An 18,711-nucleotide genomic window follows, 5' to 3' on the forward strand; every position below is an offset into this window, starting at 1 on the left:
TCCGTGCCCTCGTGGGATCCGGGTGAGGCCGAGCAGGTCACCTCCGCAGCGCAACTCCGCGAGGTCGTCGGAGCGCCGCACCCGGAGATCGCCGAGAAGGTGGTCTCCGGGATCGACGGCGTCAGCCGCCGGTTCATCGAGCGGTCGCGGTTGTTCTTCGTGGCCACCGCGGGCGAGGACGCGAGGATCGACGTCTCGCCGCGCGGTGACACCGCCCGCAGCGTCGTGGTCTTCGACGACGGAAAGACGCTGGCCTACGCCGAACGGCCCGGCAACCGGCGCGTGGACGGGCTGCACAACCTGTTGCGGAACCCGCAGGTGGGAATGCTGTTCCTGATCCCCGGCGTCAAGCACGTGCTGCGGGTCAACGGCACCGCCACCATCGTGCGGTCCGCGCCGTTCATGGCCGACCTCGCGCTCAAGGGCGTGCCCCCGGCGCTGGCGGTGGTCGTCACCGTCGAGGAGCTGTTCGTGCACTGCGGCCGAGCGCTGCTCAGATCCGGGGTCTGGCGGCCCGGCACCTGGCCGGAGGACGAGCAGCCCGGCGTGATGGCGCTCTTCGAATCCCAGCAGGCGCTCAAGCCTCGGGCGTGACGCTGCGAGCGGGAACCACCGGCACCGCCAGCAGGGCGAAGCACCCGGCCACCGCGAAGGCGATCGGGTAGCCGGCCACCGCGATGAGCGCTCCCATCACCGGCGGGACCGCGGTGGCGGTGAGCGACTGGCCGGTGTTCTGCGCTCCCATGGCCCGACCGCTCCAGTGCGGGCCCGCGATCTCGGCCACCGCGGTGAACGCCAGGCCGTTGTGGGCCACCGCGATGATCGAGGCGACGATCATGAAGGTCAGCGCCAGGGGAGTGCCGGAGAACGCCGCCAGCCCGCCCATCGCGATCGCAGAGCCGAAGGCGAAGTAGCGGATCGGGCGCACCCGGCTGCCGATCCGGTCCGACCAGATCCCCGCGCCGACCCGACTCAGGGCGCTGAGCAGCTGCGTCGTGCCGACCAGGGCGCTGGCTGCGGCGGTGGTCCAGTGCTGGGTCGCGATCAGCCAGACCAGCATGTAGGTCCAGACCGTCTGCTGCGGCACGGTGAGCGCGATCGAGACGCCGTGGATGCGCAGCAGCCTCCGGTCCCCGCGGTAGGGGTTCGCGCCGTGGCCGGTGCGCCGGGACTCGGCCATGGACGGTCGCGGCGGGTCCACGATCATCGCCGCCACCAGCGCCGCTGCCAGCGCGCACACAGCGGCTACGGTCAGCATGGTCACGGCGAGTCCGCTCGCCTCGACGAGGTTGGGCACCAGCACCGCGGTCAGACCCACCCCGAGCGGTTGCGCGGTCTGCCGGATCCCCATCGCCATCCCGCGGCGCTGCGGGGGGAACCAGCCCGAGACGATCCGGCCGCTGGCCGAGTTCGAGCTCGCTCCGGCCGCGCCGCCCAAGAACAGCAGCACCGCCAGCAGCACCAGCGAGTCGGCCAGCGCCGACGCGGCGGCGCTGAGGGCCAGCATGCTCAGCCCGATCAGCAGCGACACGCGCTCGCCGATGCGGTCGACGATCGCCCCCCAGATGATCAGCGTGCACATGGTCCCGGCCAGGGGAGCCGCGGCGATCAGGCCCGCCTGGGACAGCGACAGCCCGCGCTCGAAGTGCAGGTTCGGGATCAGCGCGGGGGCGGCGTTGGTGAACACCGTCGCTGCCAGCTGCGCGAACATCGAGATCGCCAGCATCAGCCAGCGGTTCGGGACGCGCGTGATCGGCGGAGCGGTCATGATCCGAACGGTAGACCATTAGCGAAGGCAACGATTCGGGGTCCGAGGGGGTGCGCGCAGGCGCACCCCCTCCGGTCCGTCACTCCACGGACATCTCGCCCAGCTCCGACCAGCCGGTCCGGTCGAGCTCGGCGTTGATGATGCGCGGCGTCTCCGCCAGGTAGGGCGGGAGCTGCGCGCGGGCGTCCTGGAAGTGCTGCGACGTGACGTGGGCCGACCCCGCCTCCCCGTCGCGGAACGCCTCCACGAGCACGTACTCGGTCTCGTCCTCCAGGCTGCGGGACCAGTCGAACCACAGGCACCCCGGCTCGGCGCGGGTGGCCTCGGTGAAGGGCCGGGCGATCTCCGGCCAGTTGTCCGCGTGCTCCGGCTTGATCCGCCACTTCGCGGTGATGAAGATCATCGTCGTCGCCTCCGGATCAGGGGGTGAGGATCGCGCGACCGCGGATGCGGCCGGCGTCGAGGTCGTCGAGGGCGTCCTGGTAGCGCTCCAGCGGGTACTTGCTGGTGTGCAGCCGGACCTTGCCCTGGGCGGCCAGCACCATCAGCTCGCACAGGTCGTTGTACGAGCCGACCAGGTTCCCGATGAAGTTGATCTCCGTCGAGATGATGTCGATCGTCGGCACGTTGATGTTCTCGCCGTAACCGACCACGTGGTAATCACCGGCGCGGCGCAGCATCCGCACCCCGTCGGCGGTCGCACCGCCCTCGCCGACGAAGTCGATGACCGCCTCCGCGCCGTGCCCGCCGGTGAGCTCCTGGACCTGCTCGACGTGCGTGTCGTCGGCCACCACGCCGTGATCGGCGCCGATGCCGGTCGCCAGCTCCACCGCGTCCGGGTTGCGGTCGAGCACCACCAGCTCGGCCGCCGAGATCGCCTTGAGCACCTGGATGCCGATGTGGCCGAGCCCGCCCGCGCCGATCACCACGCACTTGTCGCCCGGGCGCAGCCTGCGCGCCGCCTTCGCCGCCGCGTGGTACGCGGTCAGTCCGGCATCGGCCAGCGCCGCCACGTCCGAGGGCTCCAGCGAGTCGTCGATGCGCACCACGCTGCGCGCCGAGGTCTTGAGGTAGTCGGCGTAGCCGCCCGCGGTGTCGATGCCCGGGAACAGCGACTGCTCGCAGTGCACGTCGTCGCCGAACCGGCAGGCCCGGCACAACCCGCAGGTCGCCAGCGGGTGCACGATCACCTTGTCGCCTTCGGAGACGTTGGTGACCGCGCTGCCGACCGCGTGCACCCAGCCCGCGTTCTCGTGCCCGATCGTGTAAGGCAGTGTGACACCGGACTTCTCGGCCCACTGACCTTCGAGGATGTGGATGTCGGTGCGGCACACGCCCGCACCACCGATCTTGACCACCACGTCGTGCGGCCCGGACGCCTCCGGCACCGGGACCTCGGTCAACCGCATCGGCTCGTGGTAGCCGACCACCTGCACTGCTCTCATCGTCCTCGTCCTTCCGATGTCATGGCCCGCGGCGCCTGGTCGGCCGCGGAATCCGGGTAGCGGGTGCGCAGCAGCCCGCGGCAGAAGTGCGAGTTGCCCTCCACCGAGATGCGCGTCGCGCGGGCGAAGCGCAGCCGGAACGGCACCTGCTCCGGCGTGCACGGCCGGCCCTCGTCGTCGACCAGCACCAGCGCGGAGGGGGAGTTGTCGAAACCCACCGCCTCGCGCCGGTTCAGCAGCGAGCGCGTCGCCGGTTCGTCCGGCAGGTCGGCGACGGTGATCGCGTGCAGGTCGGCCTCGTCGAGCTCCGGCCGGTCCTTGAGCAGCCTGGTCAGCACCCGCTCCATCGCCGCCGCGTGCGCCTTGCGCCGGAACGTCGCGCGCAGCTCCTCCAGGTCTTGCTCGGCCTCGCCCGGGAACGTGTCGCGGTACCCGGCGTCGGCCGCCAGCCCCGTGTTGATCAGCTCCGAGTCGTGGTGGTCGTCGAGCTCCACCCGCACCCCGGTCACGCCCGGGAGCGCGCGCAGCACGTCCTTGGCGTCCGAGGCCATCAGGTAGGCGAAGTTCGGCGCGCAGAACGACGTCGGCAACCGCAGGTGCGCCTCGACCTCACCGGAGTCCTCGACCCGCAGTGACCGCACGAACCCCAGATCGGTGATCGGCTCGTCCAGTTCCGGGTCGATGACCTGGTGCAGCGCCTCCCACGCCGCCCTCTCCAGTCCGGCGGCCACCTCAGACGCCCGCCTTCTCGGCCACGTCCAGCCCCGCCGGGACCTCGATGCCGTACATGCGGGCGGCGTTGAGGCCGAGGATCTTGCGCTTCTGATCCGTGGTTAGCGGGGCGTACTCGGTCATGTCCGCCGGGATCTGGAAGTCCACGAACCGCTCGATCAGCCACCTCGGCGTCCAGATCGCGTAGTCGCTGGAGAACTGGATGCGGTCCTCGTCCAGCCAGTACAGCAACTCGCCGATGATCTGCGCGAAGTAGCGCGGCCGGGAGTGGATGAACGGCATGGCCACCGCCAGACCCGCGTGCACGTTGGGCTCCTGCGTGGCGATCCAGCAGAAGTCCTCCAGGCGCGGGAGCCCGCAGTGCTCCACCACGAAGTTCAGGTCGGTGAAGTCGGTGGCGACCTTGTCCACGTCGGCGACGTCGAAGGCGTCGCGGTCCAGCGGCCGGATCGTCGGGCCCTTGTGGATGTGGATGTTGCGGATACCCAGCTCCTGGCAGACCTCCAGGTACTTGTAGGTCCACGGGTCGTCGAGCTTGTAACCGCGCGAATCGCCCTGCCACTCGGCGGTGTAGAGCTTCACGCCCTTGAGGCCGAAGCGCTCCGCGTCGCGCCGGAGCTGGTCCAGCCCCGCCTGCTCGAAGCGCGGGTCCCAGCAGTGGTTGTAGGTCAGCTTGTCCGGGTGCTTCTGCGCCAGCGCGAAAGCCTCCTCCGTCTGCCCGAAACCGTTGCCGTAGAAGGCGCTCAGCAGCGCGGGCTGGAAGATCGCGTGATCGACGTAGCCCTCGGTGAACAGGTCTCGCATGAGCCGCTCACCGCCCTGGTGGAGGAAGTCCTCGTAGGGCCAGACCTCGGATTCCGGGCTGAGGTTGCGGTGGTAGTCGTAGAAGCAGTCGATGAACTGCTTGCCGTGGATGTTGCGCTGGTTGTCGGCACGGGCGTCCCAGAGCGCGACGTGTGCGTCAACGATGAAGTAGTTCTCGCCGTCCTTGCTGTACATCTGCATCCTCCGCTACGTGGCAGCCGTGGCACGTCGGGACGGAACGGTAGGAGTGGCGAGAGCCTCCGAGGGGCCTCTGCGTGTCTCACTTTGAGACAGCGTGATCGGTGATGGAGGCCGCATCCTGCGCTTACCCTGTTCCCACCGGCGCAACGACGCGTCCCTTGGAGGTTCGAGATGCACCTGCACCGGAGTGCGCCCGACCCCGCCGCCTGCCCGGCCACCGTCACTCCCCGGCTGCGGGCGTCCTGGCGGCGCAGCGAGCGCTACGGGATCAGCGCGGAGGAGATGCGTCCGGTGTTCACCGGCTCGGTCGACACCGGATCGCTGCTCTACGAGTGCGGCACCGCTGTGCTGCGCGGACTGCAGGCCACCCTCGCCAACGAACCGGTCAGCATGATGATCACCGACCCGGAGGGGCTGGTGCTCAGCCGCATCTGCGAGGACGGCACGATCAACCGCTCGCTGGACCGCGTGCACCTGGCGCCGGGCTTCTACTTCGCCGAGGAGAACGCGGGCACCAACGGGCTCGGCCTGGCCCTGGCCGACCGCGCCCCGTCCCTGGTGCGGGCCGAGGAGCACTTCTGCGCGGGACTGCGCGGCTACACCTGCGCGGCGGCCCCCGTGCTGGACCCGGTCAGCGGTGGTGTCGCGGGCAGCGTCAACCTCACGACCTGGTCGGATTCGGCCTCCGAGCTGCTGCTGGCGCTCGCCCAGTCGGCCGCCGGCAACACCACGGCGCTGATGCTGGCCAGGGGAGCCGGGCGCAGCGCGCACCCGATGCCGCGCGGCGAGGTCTTCCGCGTCTACGCCGACCGGATGCGCGCGCCGGAGGCCTCGGTGCTCACGCCCGGGTGGCGCAACGTCTTCGCCGAAGCGCGCTCGGCCTTCCGCAACGGCCGCGCGGTCGCCGTGGTCGGCGAAGCCGGAACGGGCAAGACCGCGCTGGCCTCGCTGGCTCGCCGGGAACTGCGCCGCGAGCGGGTGCTCAGCGTGCGACCGCCCGCGCCCGACGACGTCGAGGCGTGGCTGGAGCTGTGGACGCCGGAGCTCGGCAAGGACAGCACGTGCGTGATCATCTCCGGGGTCGACCGGTTGCCGGCCTGGGTGATCAGCGACCTCGCCGAACGGTTGGGGGAGGTGCGCGCCGTCGGCGGCATGCAGCCCTACGTGCTCACCGCCGAATCGGCCGAGGCCATGCCCGAGGAGCTGCGGCGGCTGGTCGACACCGTCGTCGAGGTGCCCGCGCTGCGGTTCCGGCCGGACGACATCCAGCCGCTGGCCAGGCACTTCGCACGTCAGCAGCGGCGGCGCGAGGTGGACTTCACGGCTTCGGCGGCCCGAACCCTCAACGCCTACGACTGGCCGGAGAACGTCCGCCAGCTGCGCCAGGTCGTCCGCGACGCCGCCGGTCGTGCCGACCTGATCGACCTCAACCACCTGCCGCCGGAGGTCTTCACCGGCCCGGGAAGGCCGCTGACCAGGCTCGAAGCGGTGGAGCGCGACGAGATCATCCGCTGCCTCACCGAGCCGGGCACCACCGTCGGCGAGGCGGCCCGCGAGCTCGGCGTCAGCCGGGCCACGATCTACCGGAAGATGGCCCAGTACCGCATCACCGTCCCCGGCCGAGCTCCCCGAGCCTGACCCGAGGTACCCGTGGAGTCCGGCGGCCGAAGTCCGGTCCGTCCGGTCATTTCAGACCACATCGCCGGACTCCACGGGACGAGCCACTGGACAGCGGCCGTTCCGCCGAGCAGGCTCTGCGGCGGAGCCATCACGCCGTGGAAGGGGTTCGAGCAGCGATGCCGCGCGCAGTCCGGATCGATTCTCCGCAGGAGCTGCGCGTCGTCGCAGCCGAACCCGAGCCGCCCGGCCACGGCGAAGCGCTCGTCGAAGTGGCCTGGTCCGGGATCTGCGGATCCGACCTGGAGGTCTACCACGGCACCCGGCCCCCGGAGTTCGTCCGCTACCCCGTCGTCCCGGGCCACGAGTGGTCGGGGACCGTCGTGCGGGTGGGAGCCGGGGTCGACCCGGCGCTGGTCGGACGCAAGGTGGTGGGCGAGGGGTTCCGCAACTGCGGCCGGTGCACGGCCTGCCGCGAAGTGGACACGAGCCTGTGCTCGGCCGCCTACGACGAAACCGGCTTCACCCAGCCCGGCGCCTGGGCCGATCACCTGCGCATCCCCGCCCGGCTGCTGCACCCGCTTCCCGACGAAGCCGACCTGCGCGCCGCCGCGCTGCTGGAACCGGCCGCGTGCATGGCCTCGGCGGTGCTCAAGGCAGGCCTGCGGGTGGGAGAGAGCGTCGCGGTCATCGGCGGCGGAACCCTCGGCATGCTCGCCACCCAGCTCTTCGCCGCTGCCGGTGCCGGCAGCCTCGTGGTGGTCGATCCGCGAACCGACCGCGCCGATACCGCCAAGGCCTGCGGCGCAACGGATTTCCGCACCCCCGACGAGGCCGGCGGCGGGTACGACGTGGTGCTCGAAGCCGCGGGCGCGTCCGGAACCGGGCGGCTCGCGGTGCGCTCCACCCGGCGCGGCGGGCGGACCGTGCTCACCGGCATCGCCCCGGAGGAGCACGAACCGCTCACCCCGGCGGAACTGGTCGGCGCCGCGGTCACCGTGCACACCGTGTTCGGGGCGTCCTCGCGCGCGTGGGCGCACGCCGTGCGCGCCTTCGCCACCGGCCGGCTCGACCCGGCCCCGTTGATCACGCACGAGTTCGCGTTGGAAGATGCCGGGAAGGCGCTGGACGCCCTCGCCGACCCGGCGGTGCCCACCGGGAAGGTCCTGCTGCACCCATGACTCGTCGCGGAGGTTCACCGATGCCGGAGCAGATCACCCCTCCGCTGGCCGGGCACGGCGAAGGACCGGTGTGGTTCGGCCGCTGGCCGGGCCTGCGCTGGGTGGACATGCTGGTCGGTGACGTGCTGACCCTCGACGCCGCCGGTGAGGTCCACCGCCGCCACGTCGGCTCGGTCGCAGCGGTGCTGCGGCCGAGGGAATCCGGCGGCGCGGTGCTGGCGCTGGAACGCGGGTTCGCCTTCGCCGACGACGCGTTGCAGGAGATCGAGCTGCTGCCGGAGCTGTGGAGCAGCACCGACGTCCGGATGAACGAGGGCGGCTGCGGTCCGGACGGCGCGTTCTACTGCGGTTCCATGGCCTACGACGAAACACCCGGCGCCGGAACCCTCTACCGCCTCGACCCGCGGGGCCGCGTCGAACCCGTCGTGCCCGAGGTCAGCATCTCCAACGGTCTCATGTGGACGGAGGGCGGATCGCGGGCCTACTACGCCGACACCCCCACCCAGCGGGTCGACGTGTTCGACTTCGAGGGCGGAGAGCTGGTCAACAGGCGGCCGTTCGCCCACATCGACCCGGCCGACGGATCCCCGGACGGACTCACCGTCGACGCCGAAGGCGGCGTCTGGGTCGCCCTGTGGGGCGGCGGTGCGGTCCGCCACTACACGCCCGACGGAGCGCTGGCCGAGGTGATCGAGGTCCCCGCTCCGAAGGTCACCGCGTGCACCTTCGGCGGCGAGGACCTCGACCGCCTCTACATCACCACCTCGCAGGTCGACACCGACCTCGAACACCACCCCGGAGCCGGTGCGGTGTTCGCCACCGATCCCGGGGTACGAGGCCTGCCGGCGCGCTCCTACGCGGGGTGACGTTCCGCTCGCGTCAGGCGTTGGGGTCGAAGGGGATGCCCTCGGGCTTGGCGCTCTCCAGGTTGCCGTTGAAGGCGCCGTCGGAGATCGCCAGGCTCGCGCTGCCGTAGTCGGCCGAGGTGAGCTTGTCGCGAAGACCGGTGTCCGGCCAGTTGTCCCAGCTCACCAGAGCCGGGTACTGCCAGGTGCCGTAGTGGTTCTCCGGCTGCTCGTCCGCACCGGCCGGCCGGAAGCAGTGCGTGCTCACGCCGTCCTTGTGGTAGACGACCTTGGCGTGGGTGCCGTCCCACTGGACCTCGTTGGCCGGGAAGGTCGAGTAGTCCCCGTGCGCGGAGGTCGAGACGAACTTGGCCTCGTCGTTCTCCACCCACACGATGACGTGTTCGAGGTCGTGGCGGTGCCCGCCGAGCCCGCTGCCGTCGACGGCCTGGTCCTTCTCGAAGTACAGGTCGTAGACGTAGGCGCACCAACCGTTGTTGCACTTGGAACGCGAGTAGGAGTTGGTGTTGTCCAGGTCCGACTGGTCGTGGCAGCTGCCGTTGATCGCGCCGGTGGTGTCCAGGCCGGGAGCGATGGTGCCGTCCGACCCGATCGCCGGGGTCGGGTAGCAACCGTCGCCGTCGTAGTCGAAGGCCGGCTGCCACTTCGCGTCGGCTTCCGCAGCGCTGGTGGGCAGCGCGGCGGGCGGGTCGGCGGCGGCGATCGCCGGCGGGAGCGCGAGGAGCAGGACCGCGGCTCCCGCGACGCTGGCCGCGAACTTCCCGGCCCGGCCGGCGCGGGGCGTTCCGTCCACAGTGTTCATCAGGCGATCGTTCCTCTCGTTTCCGAATCCGAAAGTCGTTCGATCATAAATCGATTCCGGTCCGGAACAGGAGAAAAAGATCTGAACAGAATAGGACACGTCGGCGTCTCGCTCGCGGTTTTCCCAGTTTCACCGGAGAAGGTCGGCGAATTGCCGAAATTGTCCCCGGATTCCGGGAAGAGTGCGGGAAAAACCCGCTGAGCGAATTCGGGTGACCCCTACAGGAGTGTCGTGCCTCGCACAGCGTGAGTGCTGATGAGGTTCCGGTCCCGCGGGCTGATCGGGTGGGTGTCGTGAGCGTTCGTCCAGGTGTAGGCGTCGTGCTCGGTGAGTCGCACGTCCTGTCCGGCCACGGTCACCGACCACGTGTGCTGCCGGACGTTGCGGCCGTGCCGGTTGACGAAGTCGTGCGCGGCGAGATGGCGGGTGAATCCGGTGACGGCGAGTCCGGTTTCCTCGTGGACCTCGCGGCGCAGCGCGTCCAAGAGGTCGCAATCGTGCGGTTCGACCTTGCCACCGGGCATTTCCCACATCCCACCGCGGGATTCGTGGCGCGGACGGCGCAACATCAGCGCTTTGCCCGCGCGGATGATGAGCGCACGAACCACGTGCTGGCGGATGCCGTCCGCGGCGTCGCGGGCGATGAGTTCGGCGAGTTGTGCACTGTTCATGAGTCGCGGCCCCCTCGATCCGTGCGGCTCACCACCAGTTTGCCGTCACACCCCCGAAAACGCTCCCCGGCATCGGAAAATCGCCACGGGCGATCGCGAGCCCCCCTCGGGTTCTGCGGCCGCCACGGCTAGCGGGAACCTCGCCGGGTCTTCCGCTCCCGAACCTCGTCGAGGCGACTGCGCAGGTACTCCGCCGCCCCCTCGCGATCACCGGACTCCAGCAGGTCGAGATGCTCCCGTGCCTGCTGCACCAGTGGCTGTCCGGTGCAGCAGGCACGAGGGTGATGCCGCGTGGTGGGTTCAGCAGACGCCGTCGACTGCGGCGCCGGATCCGGCCGCCGCTGTCAGCGCGGGGCGCTGCGGCTGGACGCCCACGCTGCCCTGCGTGGTCACAGGTCCAGCGTGAGGCGATCGGTGCGGCTGCGGGACACGCACGGGTAGAGGCGGCCCTCGGCGGCTCCGATCTCGTCGCGGTGCTCGGGTTCTCCGTCGAGGTAGCGCAGCTCGCAGCTGCCGCAGACCCCCTCGCGGCATCCGGAGGAGACCGGGAAGCCTGCGAAGCGCAGCGCGTTGAGCAGCGATTCGTCGGCCTCCACCGGCACGGTCCTGCCCGAACGGGCGCAGACCGCCTCGAACGCGGTGTCCGGCGCGAAAGTCCTCGTGCGCGGCCGGAACCGCTCCACGTGCAGCCGATCGGCGGGGAACGCGGCCTCCGCCGCGGCGAGCATAGGTTCCGGGCCGCAGCAGTACACCAGCGTCTCCGGGCCCAGGCCCGCTGCCAGCTCCGCCATGTCCGGTCGGCCGAACCGGACTCGGTCGCCGTGCTCGCGCCGCAGCTCGTCGGCGAACGGCATCGAACGACCGCAGTGGACCAGCGTCGCCGCGGCGGCCGAGGTCACGGCCGCGCGCATCATCGGCAGGATCGGTGTGATCCCGATGCCGCCGGCGATGAACAGGTACTCGGGTGCCGGGATCAGCGGGAAGGTGTTGCGAGGCCGGGAGATGTCGAGTTCTCGCCCCGGCCGGAGGTGGTCGTGGACGTACTCCGAGCCGCCCCGGCTCAACCGCTCCCGGCGCACCGCGATCCGGTAGTCCTCGGCTCCGGGGTCGCCGCACAGCGAGTACTGGCGGGTCAGCCAGTTCGGCAGCGTCACGTCGATGTGCGCACCCGGCCCCCACGCCGCCAGCGGTTCGCCTGCGCCGACCAGCGTCAGCGCCGCGACGCCGTCGGCGATGGAGGAGATGTCGTCGATGATGGCCTTCTGCAACGCTGTGCCTCTCAGTAGAGCCGCTGGTAGCCGCGTTCGAGGATCGAGTTGAGCGCCTCGGGATCGACGTCGATGCCGAACTGGTCGGCGGCGATCTCGCCGGGGGACGGGATCTCCTCGGCCAGCGCCTGGCTCGCCGGGTCCCACAGGCGCGAGCGCAGCAGCGCGCGCCCGCAGTGCAGGAACGCCTCCTCGACCCGCACCACGATCGCCAGCGAGGGAGTGCGGCCCTCGGCCTGCATCCGCGCCAGCACCTCGGGATCGTCGGTCGCGTACCCGGACCCGTTGACCCGCGCGGTCTCCCGCAGGCCCGGGATGAAGAACAGCAGGCCGACACCGGGATGGGACGCGAGGTTGCGGAAGGAGTCGGCGATCTGGTTGCCCGGCCGGTCCGGGATCGCCAGCGTGACGTCGTCGAGCACCCGCACGAAGCCGGGGTGGTCGCCGCGCGGTGTGCAGTCCACGTTGCCCTCGGCGTCGGCGGTGGCCATCGACAGGAACGGGGAGTGCGCGATGAACCGGCGCAGGTGCTCGTCCAGCCGGGGGAGCTTCTTGACCTTCATCATGTCGTCCGGTTCGCCGAGCGACGCCCGGACCTCCTCGAACGGGACCTTCCTGGGTGCTGCGCGGGTCATGTCGCCTCCTGGATCGCTCTGGTGAGGCCGAGAGTAGGGTGGCCGATGTGCGGCAGGTGGCCATCCACGACCGTCATTCGGCCAACCCGATGCTGGTGGTGATCGGGCAGCCGAAGGTCGACCCGGGTTCGGTCGGTGAGCACCGGCATCGGCGGAACATGCTGTGCTGGTCGGAATCGGGCACGATCGCCTTGCACGCGGCCGGCCGCGAATGGCTCGTGCCTCCGAACCAGGGCCTGTGGATCCCCGCGGGGATCCTGCACGCGGTCGAGGTCCGCCAACCCGGGGGCGTCCGCGTCGTGGTGTTCGTCGACGACCACGGTCCCGGCGAGTGGCGCGAGCCGACCGGCGTCGCGATCACCCCGCTGGTCGCCGAGCTGATCGTGCACCTCGACGAGAACCGGCAGCGCGGAACCCTCCGCCACCACGCCGAATCGCTCCTGCTGGGGGTCCTGGAACCCGTTCCCAACACGGTCTTCGACGTCCCGATCCCCACCGACGACCGCATCCGCGGCATCGCCGACGCCCTCATCGCCAACCCCGCCGACCCGCGCGACCTCGACGAATGGGCCTTCGCGGTCAAGGCGGGAGTGCGCACGATCAGCCGCCTGTTCACCGCCGAGACCGGCATGACCTTCGCCCGCTGGCGCACCCGCGTCCGCATGCGCGCCGCCGTCGGCCACCTCGCGGCCGGCGCCTCCGTCGGTGCAGCCGCCCGCGCCGTCGGCTACCGCAAACCGGCGGCCTTCGCCGAGACCTTCCACCGCCTCACCGGCCAACACCCCGGCATCTACCGCAGCGGCTGAGGCGCGATCGCCCCCAGCGGCGGCGTTCCGGAGACCGTCCTCATCGGGTGGCGGCCGGGATACCGCCGCATTCGGGGTCGTGCTGGTGACGAGGGTGCGTGAGGCGTGACGTAGGTCGTGGTGGGGCTGCGTAGGGTTCCGGGTGGTCGTCTTCGGGAGGAGAACGCATGGCAGTCGGGCAGGAGTTCACGCGCGCTCAGGACGGCACCTCGCTGGCCTTCCAGGTCGCGGGTGCGGGACGCCCGCTGGTGCTGCTGGCGGGGCAGGCCAACAACCACCGCTGGTGGGACGGCGCGCGCGAGGACTTCGAGGGCGCCCACCGCACCATCACCACGGACTACCGGGGGACGGGTGCCAGCGGCAAACCCGATCAGCCTTGCTCCACGGAGGATTTCGCCGAGGACGTCATCGCCGTGCTGGACGCGCTCGGCATCGACTCCGCTGACGTGTACGGCACCTCCATGGGTGGTCGCTCCGCCCAGTGGCTGGCCATCAACCACCCCGATCGCGTGCGACGGCTGGTCCTCGGCTGCACGTCGCCGGGCGGCCCGCACGCGGTCGAACGCGACGCCGCGGTTCGCCGCGCGCTCGCGCAGCCCGACCGGGACGCGGCCGAACGAGCGCTGCTGGAGCTGATGTACAGCCCGGAGTGGCTGGCCTCGCACGACGGGCCGCGCACCGTTCTCGGTGACCCGGACATGCCGGTGCACGCCCGCCACCACCTCGCCGCCAGCAACGGCCACAACGCCTGGGACCGGCTGGACGAGATCTGCTCGCCCACCCTCGTCCTGCACGGCGCCGACGACCGGATGACCCCGGCGAGCAATGCCGAGCTGCTGGCCCAGCGCATCCCGAACGCCGAAGCGCACGTCCTGCCCGGTCTCCGCCACGCCTACTTCCACGAGAACCGGCCGGTGGCGAGCAAGCTCGTCGGCGACTTCCTCGCGCGCTGATCTTCCGCCCGGTGAGGATGGCGCGGGCCTGCGCGAACCCCGCCCGCTAAGATGGTGGACAAAATTGTTATCAATCTCGGGGTAGGGGTAGTGACCACAGCGAAGCGGGACGACGTCGGCCAGGAGGCTCCGGTCGTGGACGCCATCCGCGAGGCCATCACCAGTGGAGACTTCGCCCCGAACCAGCGGCTGGTGGAGGCCGAGCTCGCCGAGCAGTTCGGCGTCAGCCGCGCCGCCGTCCGCAACGCGCTCGTCCAGCTGACCACCGAGGGCCTCGTGGAGCGCATCCAGAACCGGGGCGCTCGCGTGCGGGCGGTGTCGCTGCAGGAAGCCATCGAGATCACCGAGGTCCGGATGGTCGTCGAAGGCCTGTGCGCGGCGCGCGCGGCCGAGCGCGCCACCGAGCAGGAGCACGGTGAGCTGCGCGAGATCGGTGAGCTGATGCAGCAGGCCGTCGCCGCCGGCGACGTGCTCGGCTACTCCGAGATCAACAAGCGCCTGCACGCCCTGATCCTGCGCATCAGCGGCCAGGAGACGGCGTGCGCGGTGCTCGGGCGGCTGCGCGGCCAGAACGTCCGGCACCAGTTCCGCCTGGCCATGCACCCGGGCCGCCCCTCGGTGTCGCTGCCGCAGCACCTGGCGATCATCGAGGCCATCTGCGCCGGCGACGCCGACGCCGCCGAGTCGGCCATGCGCACCCACCTGGGAAGCGTCATCGAAGCCCTGCCCGAGGTGGACAAGACCCAGGCGCGCTTCAATGCCCTGTGAGCGCTAGCGGGCGGTGACCCGCTGGGCGAACTCCAGGGCGCGGGTGAAGATCCGCTCGCCGTCGACCGGCCCGCGCCACAGGTGCCCGGCGTCGGGCACCAGGTCGCATTCGACCGGCCGACCCGCCTCGCGCAGCGCGTCGGCCAGCAGTCGGCTCTGCTCGGCGGGAACGGCGTCGTCCGCGGTGCCGTGGGCGAGGTGGAACGGGGGAGCGGCGCCGTGCACGTGCGACACCGGGCTGGCCGCTCTCGCCAGATCGGGCACCTGGGATGCCGCGGCTCCGAGGAGCTGAGCCTCCCGCGAGCCCGGGTCGTCCCGGGAGGGCATGGCGCTGAGATCGCTCGGCCCGTACCAGTCGACCACTCCCGCCACCGCGTCCGGCGCGTTCCGGGTGGCGGTGAGGCCGAGCAGCGCGGCGAGGTGCCCGCCCGCGGACTCGCCCCACACCACGATCCGTTCCGCGTCGACCCCCAGATCGACGGCGCGGTCACGGATCCAGTGCACGGCGGTGGTCACGTCGTCGAGCTGCGCCGGGAAGGCCGCCTCGCCGCTGAGCCGGTAGTCGGCCGAGACGACGGCGAAGCCCGCCGCGACGAGCCGCGCGAACGGGCTCGGTGACCAGTCCCGCCAGGTCGGGCAGAACGAGGTCCGCGAGCCGAGCCGCCAGCCTCCGCCGTGCAGGAACAGCACCACCGGTGGTTTCGGCACCGGCGGCAGGTGGACGTCGGCCAGCAGCGGGCGGAACCCGGCCGGAGTCGCGTAGGGCACTGCGCGCAGGAGCTTTCCCGGCATGCCTCCGATCGCCGTCGCGGCGGGAAGCGGTTCGGTGCCGGTCATGGTCGCTGCTCGTTCGCCGACGGAGTGCGCCACCGGTGATCCGGCAGGAACCGGACGTCGTAGCGCTCGCCCACGGCGCCGAACCTGTGCGGTTCGGGAACCACCGGCGCGGTCGGCAATCCCGGTTCGTCCGTGGGTGCGCCCAGGTTCTCGAAGAACCGCTCGAAGGTCCCGCCCGGCCCGGCCGCGACGCCGACGATGCGGCTGTGGTGGCGTTCGATCCGGTACGCGTGCGGGCAGTTCTTCGGCACGAACCCGAAATCACCTGCTGTCAGCAGCTTCTCGTGCTGCTCGCCGCCGGTCTCCTCGACGAAGAGCCGGACGGCGCCGTCGGTGATGAAGAAGACCTCGTAGGTGTCCGGGTGCGAGTGCGCGGGGATGATGTCGCCCTTCGGTCCTTCGCAGGTGAAGAAGTTGAAGGTGTTCTCGGTCTGCTCGCCGCCGGCGTAGATCGTGAACAGGTCCCCGAACAGGTGCGCGCGGTCGCCCTGCCCCTTCTCGATGAAGTAGGGCTTGCCCGGCTCCGGCGGGATCTGCGAGCGCGTCCGGTGCTGCGTCGCGAACTCGATCGTCATGGTCCCCTCCGCGTTCCAAGTCGCCGATACCGTCAAGGTACCTGACGATGGGCGAGGTGTGAACGACCGGGCGGGAGATCGTGCGATCGTGTACCTCGACCGCTCCCGGAAGCTGAGGATCATGGACGACATCCCGCCGAACGTGCCGCAACTGCTGGCATCGGCCAAGCGCTGGTTCGACGACGCTCTGCACAACAGCATGCGGCACTCCGGCGAGCAGCCGGTCACGGTCGCGCAGGCCGCGGTGTTCGCCAGCCTCGACGCGGCGGGAACGTCCGTCGCCGAACTGGCCCGCCGGATCGGCACCACCCGCCAGTCGGTCCACCAGGCGGTGCACGGGCTGATCGGGATGGGTCTGCTCGAACAGGTCCCCGACCCCACGTCGGCCCGCAGCCGGCTGGTCCGCGTCACCGAGGAAGGCGCCCGCGTCCACCGCAAGGCCCTGCGCACCATCGAGGCCATCGAACGCGAACTGGCCACGCGCATCGGCCACGACGCCGTCGCCGCCCTGCGCGCCGCGCTCGACCAGCCCTGGGACACCCCGCCCCTCATCCGATGACCGGAAAGGAGGGGAATTCGACGTTGTAGTCATCCGCGCTGTTGACCAGCATGGATGACATGCGAACCCGCACTGTGCTGGCCCTCGTCTTCGACGGGGTGCTGAGCCTCGATCTCACCGGACCCGTCGAGGTATTCGCGGGCGCCAACGCGTGGTGCGCCGAGCAGGGGCTGGACAAGGCCTACGAGATCAGGACCGCGAGCATCGGTGGAAACCCGGTGCGCACGTCGTCGGGACTGGTGATCACACCGGACTCCGCCCTCGACGACGGCCCCGCGCCCGACCTGCTGCTGGTGCCGGGCGGGGAGGGCACCCGGGAACAACCCGACGTCGTCGACTGGCTGCGCGGCAACGCCCGGCGAGCCGAACGGCTGGTCTCGGTGTGCAGCGGCGCGTTCCTGCTCGCCGAAGCCGGACTGCTCGACGGGCGCAGGGCCACCACGCACTGGTGGCTGTGCGACACCCTGGCCGGCAGGTTCCCCGAGATCGACGTCGAGCCCGAACCGATCTTCGTGCGCGACGGCGAGGTCTCCACCTCGGCCGGGGTGACCGCCGGAATCGACCTCGCGCTCGCGCTGGTCGAGGACGACCTCGGCCGCGAAGCGGCACTGACCGTCGCCCGGTACCTCGTGGTGTTCCTGCGCAGGCCCGGCGACCAGTCGCAGTTCAGCGCGCAGCTGGCGGGCCAGACCGCGCAGCGCAGGTCGTTGCGCGAGGTCCAGCGCTGGATCGACGAACACCCCGAGGCCGACCTGGCGATTCCCGCGCTCGCGGAGAGGGCGAACCTCTCGCCGCGCCAGTTCGCCCGCGCCTTCACCGCCGAGGTCGGGACGTCGCCCGGGCGCTACGTCGACCGCGTGCGCTTGGAAGCCGCCCGGCGCCGGCTGGAGGACACCGACGCCGGGATCGAAGAGACGGCCAGGAACTGCGGTTTCGGCACACCCGAGGCGATGCGCCGAGCGTTCATCCGCGCCCTCGGAGTCGGACCCGCCGAGTACCGCCGCCGGTTCAAGCCGGCGAGCTGATCACCAGGAGGAGACAGATGCAGATCGCGATCCCGCTGTACGACGAGTTCACCGCCCTGGACGCCATCGGGCCCCACGACGTGCTGGCGAGCCTGCCCGGCGCCGAGGTCGTGCTCGTCGCTGAGCGCACCGACGTGGTGAGCAACGACCACGGCAGCGTGCGGGTCGTCCCGGCGGCCACCTTGGACGAGGTGCCGAAACCGGACGTCGTCGTGGTCCCCGGCGGCAACCACCACAACCAGCTGCCCGACGGGCCGGTGGTGCAGTGGCTGCGGCGCGTCGACGCCACCACGACCTGGACGACGTCGGTGTGCACCGGATCGCTGCTGCTGGGAGCTGCCGGGCTGCTCGACGGCCGCCGGGCCACCTCGCACTGGCTCGCGCTCGAACAGCTGACCCGGTTCGGTGCCGAGCCCACCGGAGAACGCGTGGTGTTCGACGGCAAGTACGTGACGGCGGCGGGCGTGTCCGCGGGCATCGACATGGCGTTGCGGCTGGTCGCGCGCATCGCGGGCGATGAGGTGGCGCAGGGCGTGCAGCTGGGCATCGAGTACGACCCGCAACCGCCGTTCGACGCCGGCTCGCCCGAGAAGGCACCGGCGGCCGTCGTGGACTTCGTCGACGCGCAACTGCGCCCCATGGTCGAGGGCCGGGTCCCCGCCTGACGCGAACGGGCGACTCGACGGAGGTTCCGAGACCGGCGCGGTGTGGGCACCATGAGAACCACACCGCGCCGGGGCGGTCCTGCCGCTCTCCCGGCGCAGTTCCCGAGGAGGCTGGCATGGCCGAGTTCCCACCCATCACGCACGTGGCGATCACCGTGTCCGATCTCGAACGCAGCACCCGCTGGTACCGGGCCCTGTTCGGATCAGAACCCGTCCTGGACGAGGACGAGACCAGCGGCGGTTTCCACCACACCGTGTTCGCGCTGGCCGGCGGACAGCTGTTCGGGCTGCACACCCACCCCGGCGGCGCCAAGGGCGGGGCGTTCGACGGGCACCGCACCGGACTGGACCACGTGGCCTTCGCCTGCCGCGACCGGGCAGAGCTGGAGAGCTGGTGCCACCGCCTCGACGACCTCGACATCCAGCACGGCGGCATCGTCGACGCCCACTACGGCTCCGGGGTGCAGTTCCGGGACCCCGACCACATCGCACTCGAGTTCTTCGCCCCACCGGCCTGAACCCCGCGCAAGCCC

At 71.1% G+C, this 18,711-nt stretch carries 23 protein-coding genes; 11 read left to right on the forward strand and 12 right to left on the reverse strand.

The window, feature by feature from the left end; all coding sequences use genetic code 11:
• Nucleotides 1–3: 3 nt before the first annotated feature.
• Entirely contained in the window at nt 4–594 is a 591-nt protein-coding gene (locus KBO27_RS07875; RefSeq protein ID WP_210969326.1) for an MSMEG_1061 family FMN-dependent PPOX-type flavoprotein, read from the forward strand.
• On the opposite strand, the gene KBO27_RS07880 is transcribed toward KBO27_RS07875, so the two are convergent.
• The 5 genes from KBO27_RS07880 to KBO27_RS07900 all read right to left on the reverse strand — a co-directional run bounded on the left by KBO27_RS07880 (nt 578) and on the right by KBO27_RS07900 (nt 4,944).
• Entirely contained in the window at nt 578–1,768 is a 1,191-nt protein-coding gene (locus KBO27_RS07880; RefSeq protein WP_210969327.1) for an MFS transporter, read from the reverse strand. The genes KBO27_RS07875 and KBO27_RS07880 overlap by 17 nt on opposite strands.
• 79 nt (nt 1,769–1,847) lie before the next feature.
• Nucleotides 1,848–2,171: a putative quinol monooxygenase gene (locus tag KBO27_RS07885; protein WP_210969328.1), complete on the reverse strand. Its 324-nt coding sequence runs from the start codon at nt 2,169–2,171 to the stop codon at nt 1,848–1,850.
• Between the two features lie 16 nt (nt 2,172–2,187).
• The gene (locus KBO27_RS07890) at nt 2,188–3,213 is read right to left on the reverse strand and encodes an NAD(P)-dependent alcohol dehydrogenase (protein WP_210969329.1); all 1,026 of its coding nucleotides are present in this window, start codon (nt 3,211–3,213) and stop codon (nt 2,188–2,190) included.
• Complete coding sequence (locus KBO27_RS07895; protein WP_307870288.1) at nt 3,210–3,944, reverse strand: metal-sulfur cluster assembly factor; 735 nt, start codon at nt 3,942–3,944, stop codon at nt 3,210–3,212. The genes KBO27_RS07890 and KBO27_RS07895 overlap by 4 nt, the downstream gene beginning before the upstream one ends.
• Before the next feature lies 1 nt (nt 3,945).
• The gene (locus KBO27_RS07900) at nt 3,946–4,944 is read right to left on the reverse strand and encodes an amidohydrolase family protein (RefSeq protein WP_210969330.1); all 999 of its coding nucleotides are present in this window, start codon (nt 4,942–4,944) and stop codon (nt 3,946–3,948) included.
• Nucleotides 4,945–5,121: 177 nt separating this feature from the next.
• On the opposite strand from KBO27_RS07900, the gene KBO27_RS07905 reads away from it, so the two are divergent.
• From KBO27_RS07905 to KBO27_RS07915, 3 genes are all read left to right on the forward strand, one after another.
• Complete coding sequence (locus KBO27_RS07905; RefSeq protein ID WP_210969331.1) at nt 5,122–6,588, forward strand: AAA-type ATPase lid domain-containing protein; 1,467 nt, start codon at nt 5,122–5,124, stop codon at nt 6,586–6,588.
• A 158-nt stretch (nt 6,589–6,746) separates the two neighbouring features.
• Nucleotides 6,747–7,748, forward strand: a complete 1,002-nt coding sequence (locus KBO27_RS07910; protein ID WP_210969332.1) for a zinc-dependent alcohol dehydrogenase — start codon at nt 6,747–6,749, stop codon at nt 7,746–7,748.
• A gap of 20 nt (nt 7,749–7,768) precedes the next feature.
• Nucleotides 7,769–8,614 carry an SMP-30/gluconolactonase/LRE family protein gene (locus KBO27_RS07915; protein WP_210969333.1) on the forward strand — a complete coding sequence of 282 codons (846 nt, stop codon included), beginning with the start codon at nt 7,769–7,771 and terminating at the stop codon, nt 8,612–8,614.
• A gap of 13 nt (nt 8,615–8,627) precedes the next feature.
• Here KBO27_RS07915 and KBO27_RS07920 read toward each other — a convergent pair whose 3' ends face one another.
• The 5 genes from KBO27_RS07920 to KBO27_RS07935 form a co-directional block, all read right to left on the reverse strand.
• Nucleotides 8,628–9,416: an NPP1 family protein gene (locus KBO27_RS07920; protein WP_210969334.1), complete on the reverse strand. Its 789-nt coding sequence runs from the start codon at nt 9,414–9,416 to the stop codon at nt 8,628–8,630.
• Nucleotides 9,417–9,634: 218 nt separating this feature from the next.
• Entirely contained in the window at nt 9,635–10,087 is a 453-nt protein-coding gene (locus KBO27_RS07925) for an NUDIX domain-containing protein (protein WP_210969335.1), read from the reverse strand.
• Nucleotides 10,088–10,215: 128 nt separating this feature from the next.
• On the reverse strand, nt 10,216–10,338 hold the full coding sequence (locus KBO27_RS34140) for a hypothetical protein (RefSeq protein ID WP_281420676.1): 123 nt from the start codon (nt 10,336–10,338) through the stop codon (nt 10,216–10,218).
• 138 nt (nt 10,339–10,476) lie between these two features.
• Nucleotides 10,477–11,355 (reverse strand): PDR/VanB family oxidoreductase, encoded by an 879-nt coding sequence (locus KBO27_RS07930; RefSeq protein ID WP_210969336.1) that lies wholly within the window; start codon nt 11,353–11,355, stop codon nt 10,477–10,479.
• Between the two features lie 11 nt (nt 11,356–11,366).
• A complete protein-coding gene (locus KBO27_RS07935) occupies nt 11,367–11,990 on the reverse strand; it encodes an MSMEG_1061 family FMN-dependent PPOX-type flavoprotein (RefSeq protein WP_210969337.1) in 624 nt (207 codons plus the stop codon).
• A 47-nt stretch (nt 11,991–12,037) separates the two neighbouring features.
• On the opposite strand from KBO27_RS07935, the gene KBO27_RS34145 reads away from it, so the two are divergent.
• From KBO27_RS34145 to KBO27_RS07950, 3 genes are all read left to right on the forward strand, one after another.
• On the forward strand, nt 12,038–12,796 hold the full coding sequence (locus KBO27_RS34145) for an AraC family transcriptional regulator (protein WP_210969338.1): 759 nt from the start codon (nt 12,038–12,040) through the stop codon (nt 12,794–12,796).
• A gap of 167 nt (nt 12,797–12,963) precedes the next feature.
• Nucleotides 12,964–13,749 (forward strand): alpha/beta fold hydrolase, encoded by a 786-nt coding sequence (locus tag KBO27_RS07945; protein ID WP_210969339.1) that lies wholly within the window; start codon nt 12,964–12,966, stop codon nt 13,747–13,749.
• A 90-nt stretch (nt 13,750–13,839) separates the two neighbouring features.
• Entirely contained in the window at nt 13,840–14,517 is a 678-nt protein-coding gene (locus KBO27_RS07950) for a GntR family transcriptional regulator (protein ID WP_307870289.1), read from the forward strand.
• A gap of 3 nt (nt 14,518–14,520) precedes the next feature.
• Here KBO27_RS07950 and KBO27_RS07955 read toward each other — a convergent pair whose 3' ends face one another.
• Complete coding sequence (locus KBO27_RS07955) at nt 14,521–15,354, reverse strand: alpha/beta hydrolase (RefSeq protein ID WP_210969341.1); 834 nt, start codon at nt 15,352–15,354, stop codon at nt 14,521–14,523.
• Nucleotides 15,351–15,929 carry a quercetin 2,3-dioxygenase gene (locus KBO27_RS07960; protein WP_210969342.1) on the reverse strand — a complete coding sequence of 193 codons (579 nt, stop codon included), beginning with the start codon at nt 15,927–15,929 and terminating at the stop codon, nt 15,351–15,353. Before KBO27_RS07960 ends, KBO27_RS07955 begins: the two co-directional genes overlap by 4 nt.
• A gap of 121 nt (nt 15,930–16,050) precedes the next feature.
• Between KBO27_RS07960 and KBO27_RS07965 the strand changes: the two genes are divergently transcribed.
• From KBO27_RS07965 to KBO27_RS07980, 4 genes are all read left to right on the forward strand, one after another.
• A complete protein-coding gene (locus KBO27_RS07965; RefSeq protein ID WP_210969343.1) occupies nt 16,051–16,488 on the forward strand; it encodes a MarR family winged helix-turn-helix transcriptional regulator in 438 nt (145 codons plus the stop codon).
• 59 nt (nt 16,489–16,547) lie between these two features.
• Nucleotides 16,548–17,513, forward strand: coding sequence for a GlxA family transcriptional regulator (locus KBO27_RS07970; RefSeq protein WP_246536579.1), 966 nt, complete (start codon nt 16,548–16,550; stop codon nt 17,511–17,513).
• 17 nt (nt 17,514–17,530) lie between these two features.
• Nucleotides 17,531–18,178 carry a DJ-1/PfpI family protein gene (locus KBO27_RS07975; RefSeq protein WP_210969345.1) on the forward strand — a complete coding sequence of 216 codons (648 nt, stop codon included), beginning with the start codon at nt 17,531–17,533 and terminating at the stop codon, nt 18,176–18,178.
• Between the two features lie 116 nt (nt 18,179–18,294).
• Complete coding sequence (locus KBO27_RS07980) at nt 18,295–18,696, forward strand: VOC family protein (protein ID WP_210969346.1); 402 nt, start codon at nt 18,295–18,297, stop codon at nt 18,694–18,696.
• The last annotated feature ends 15 nt before the right edge of the window (nt 18,697–18,711 follow it).

Origin of the sequence: Saccharopolyspora endophytica (assembly GCF_018070075.1) — a bacterium.
GTDB lineage: Bacteria > Actinomycetota > Actinomycetes > Mycobacteriales > Pseudonocardiaceae > Saccharopolyspora > Saccharopolyspora endophytica.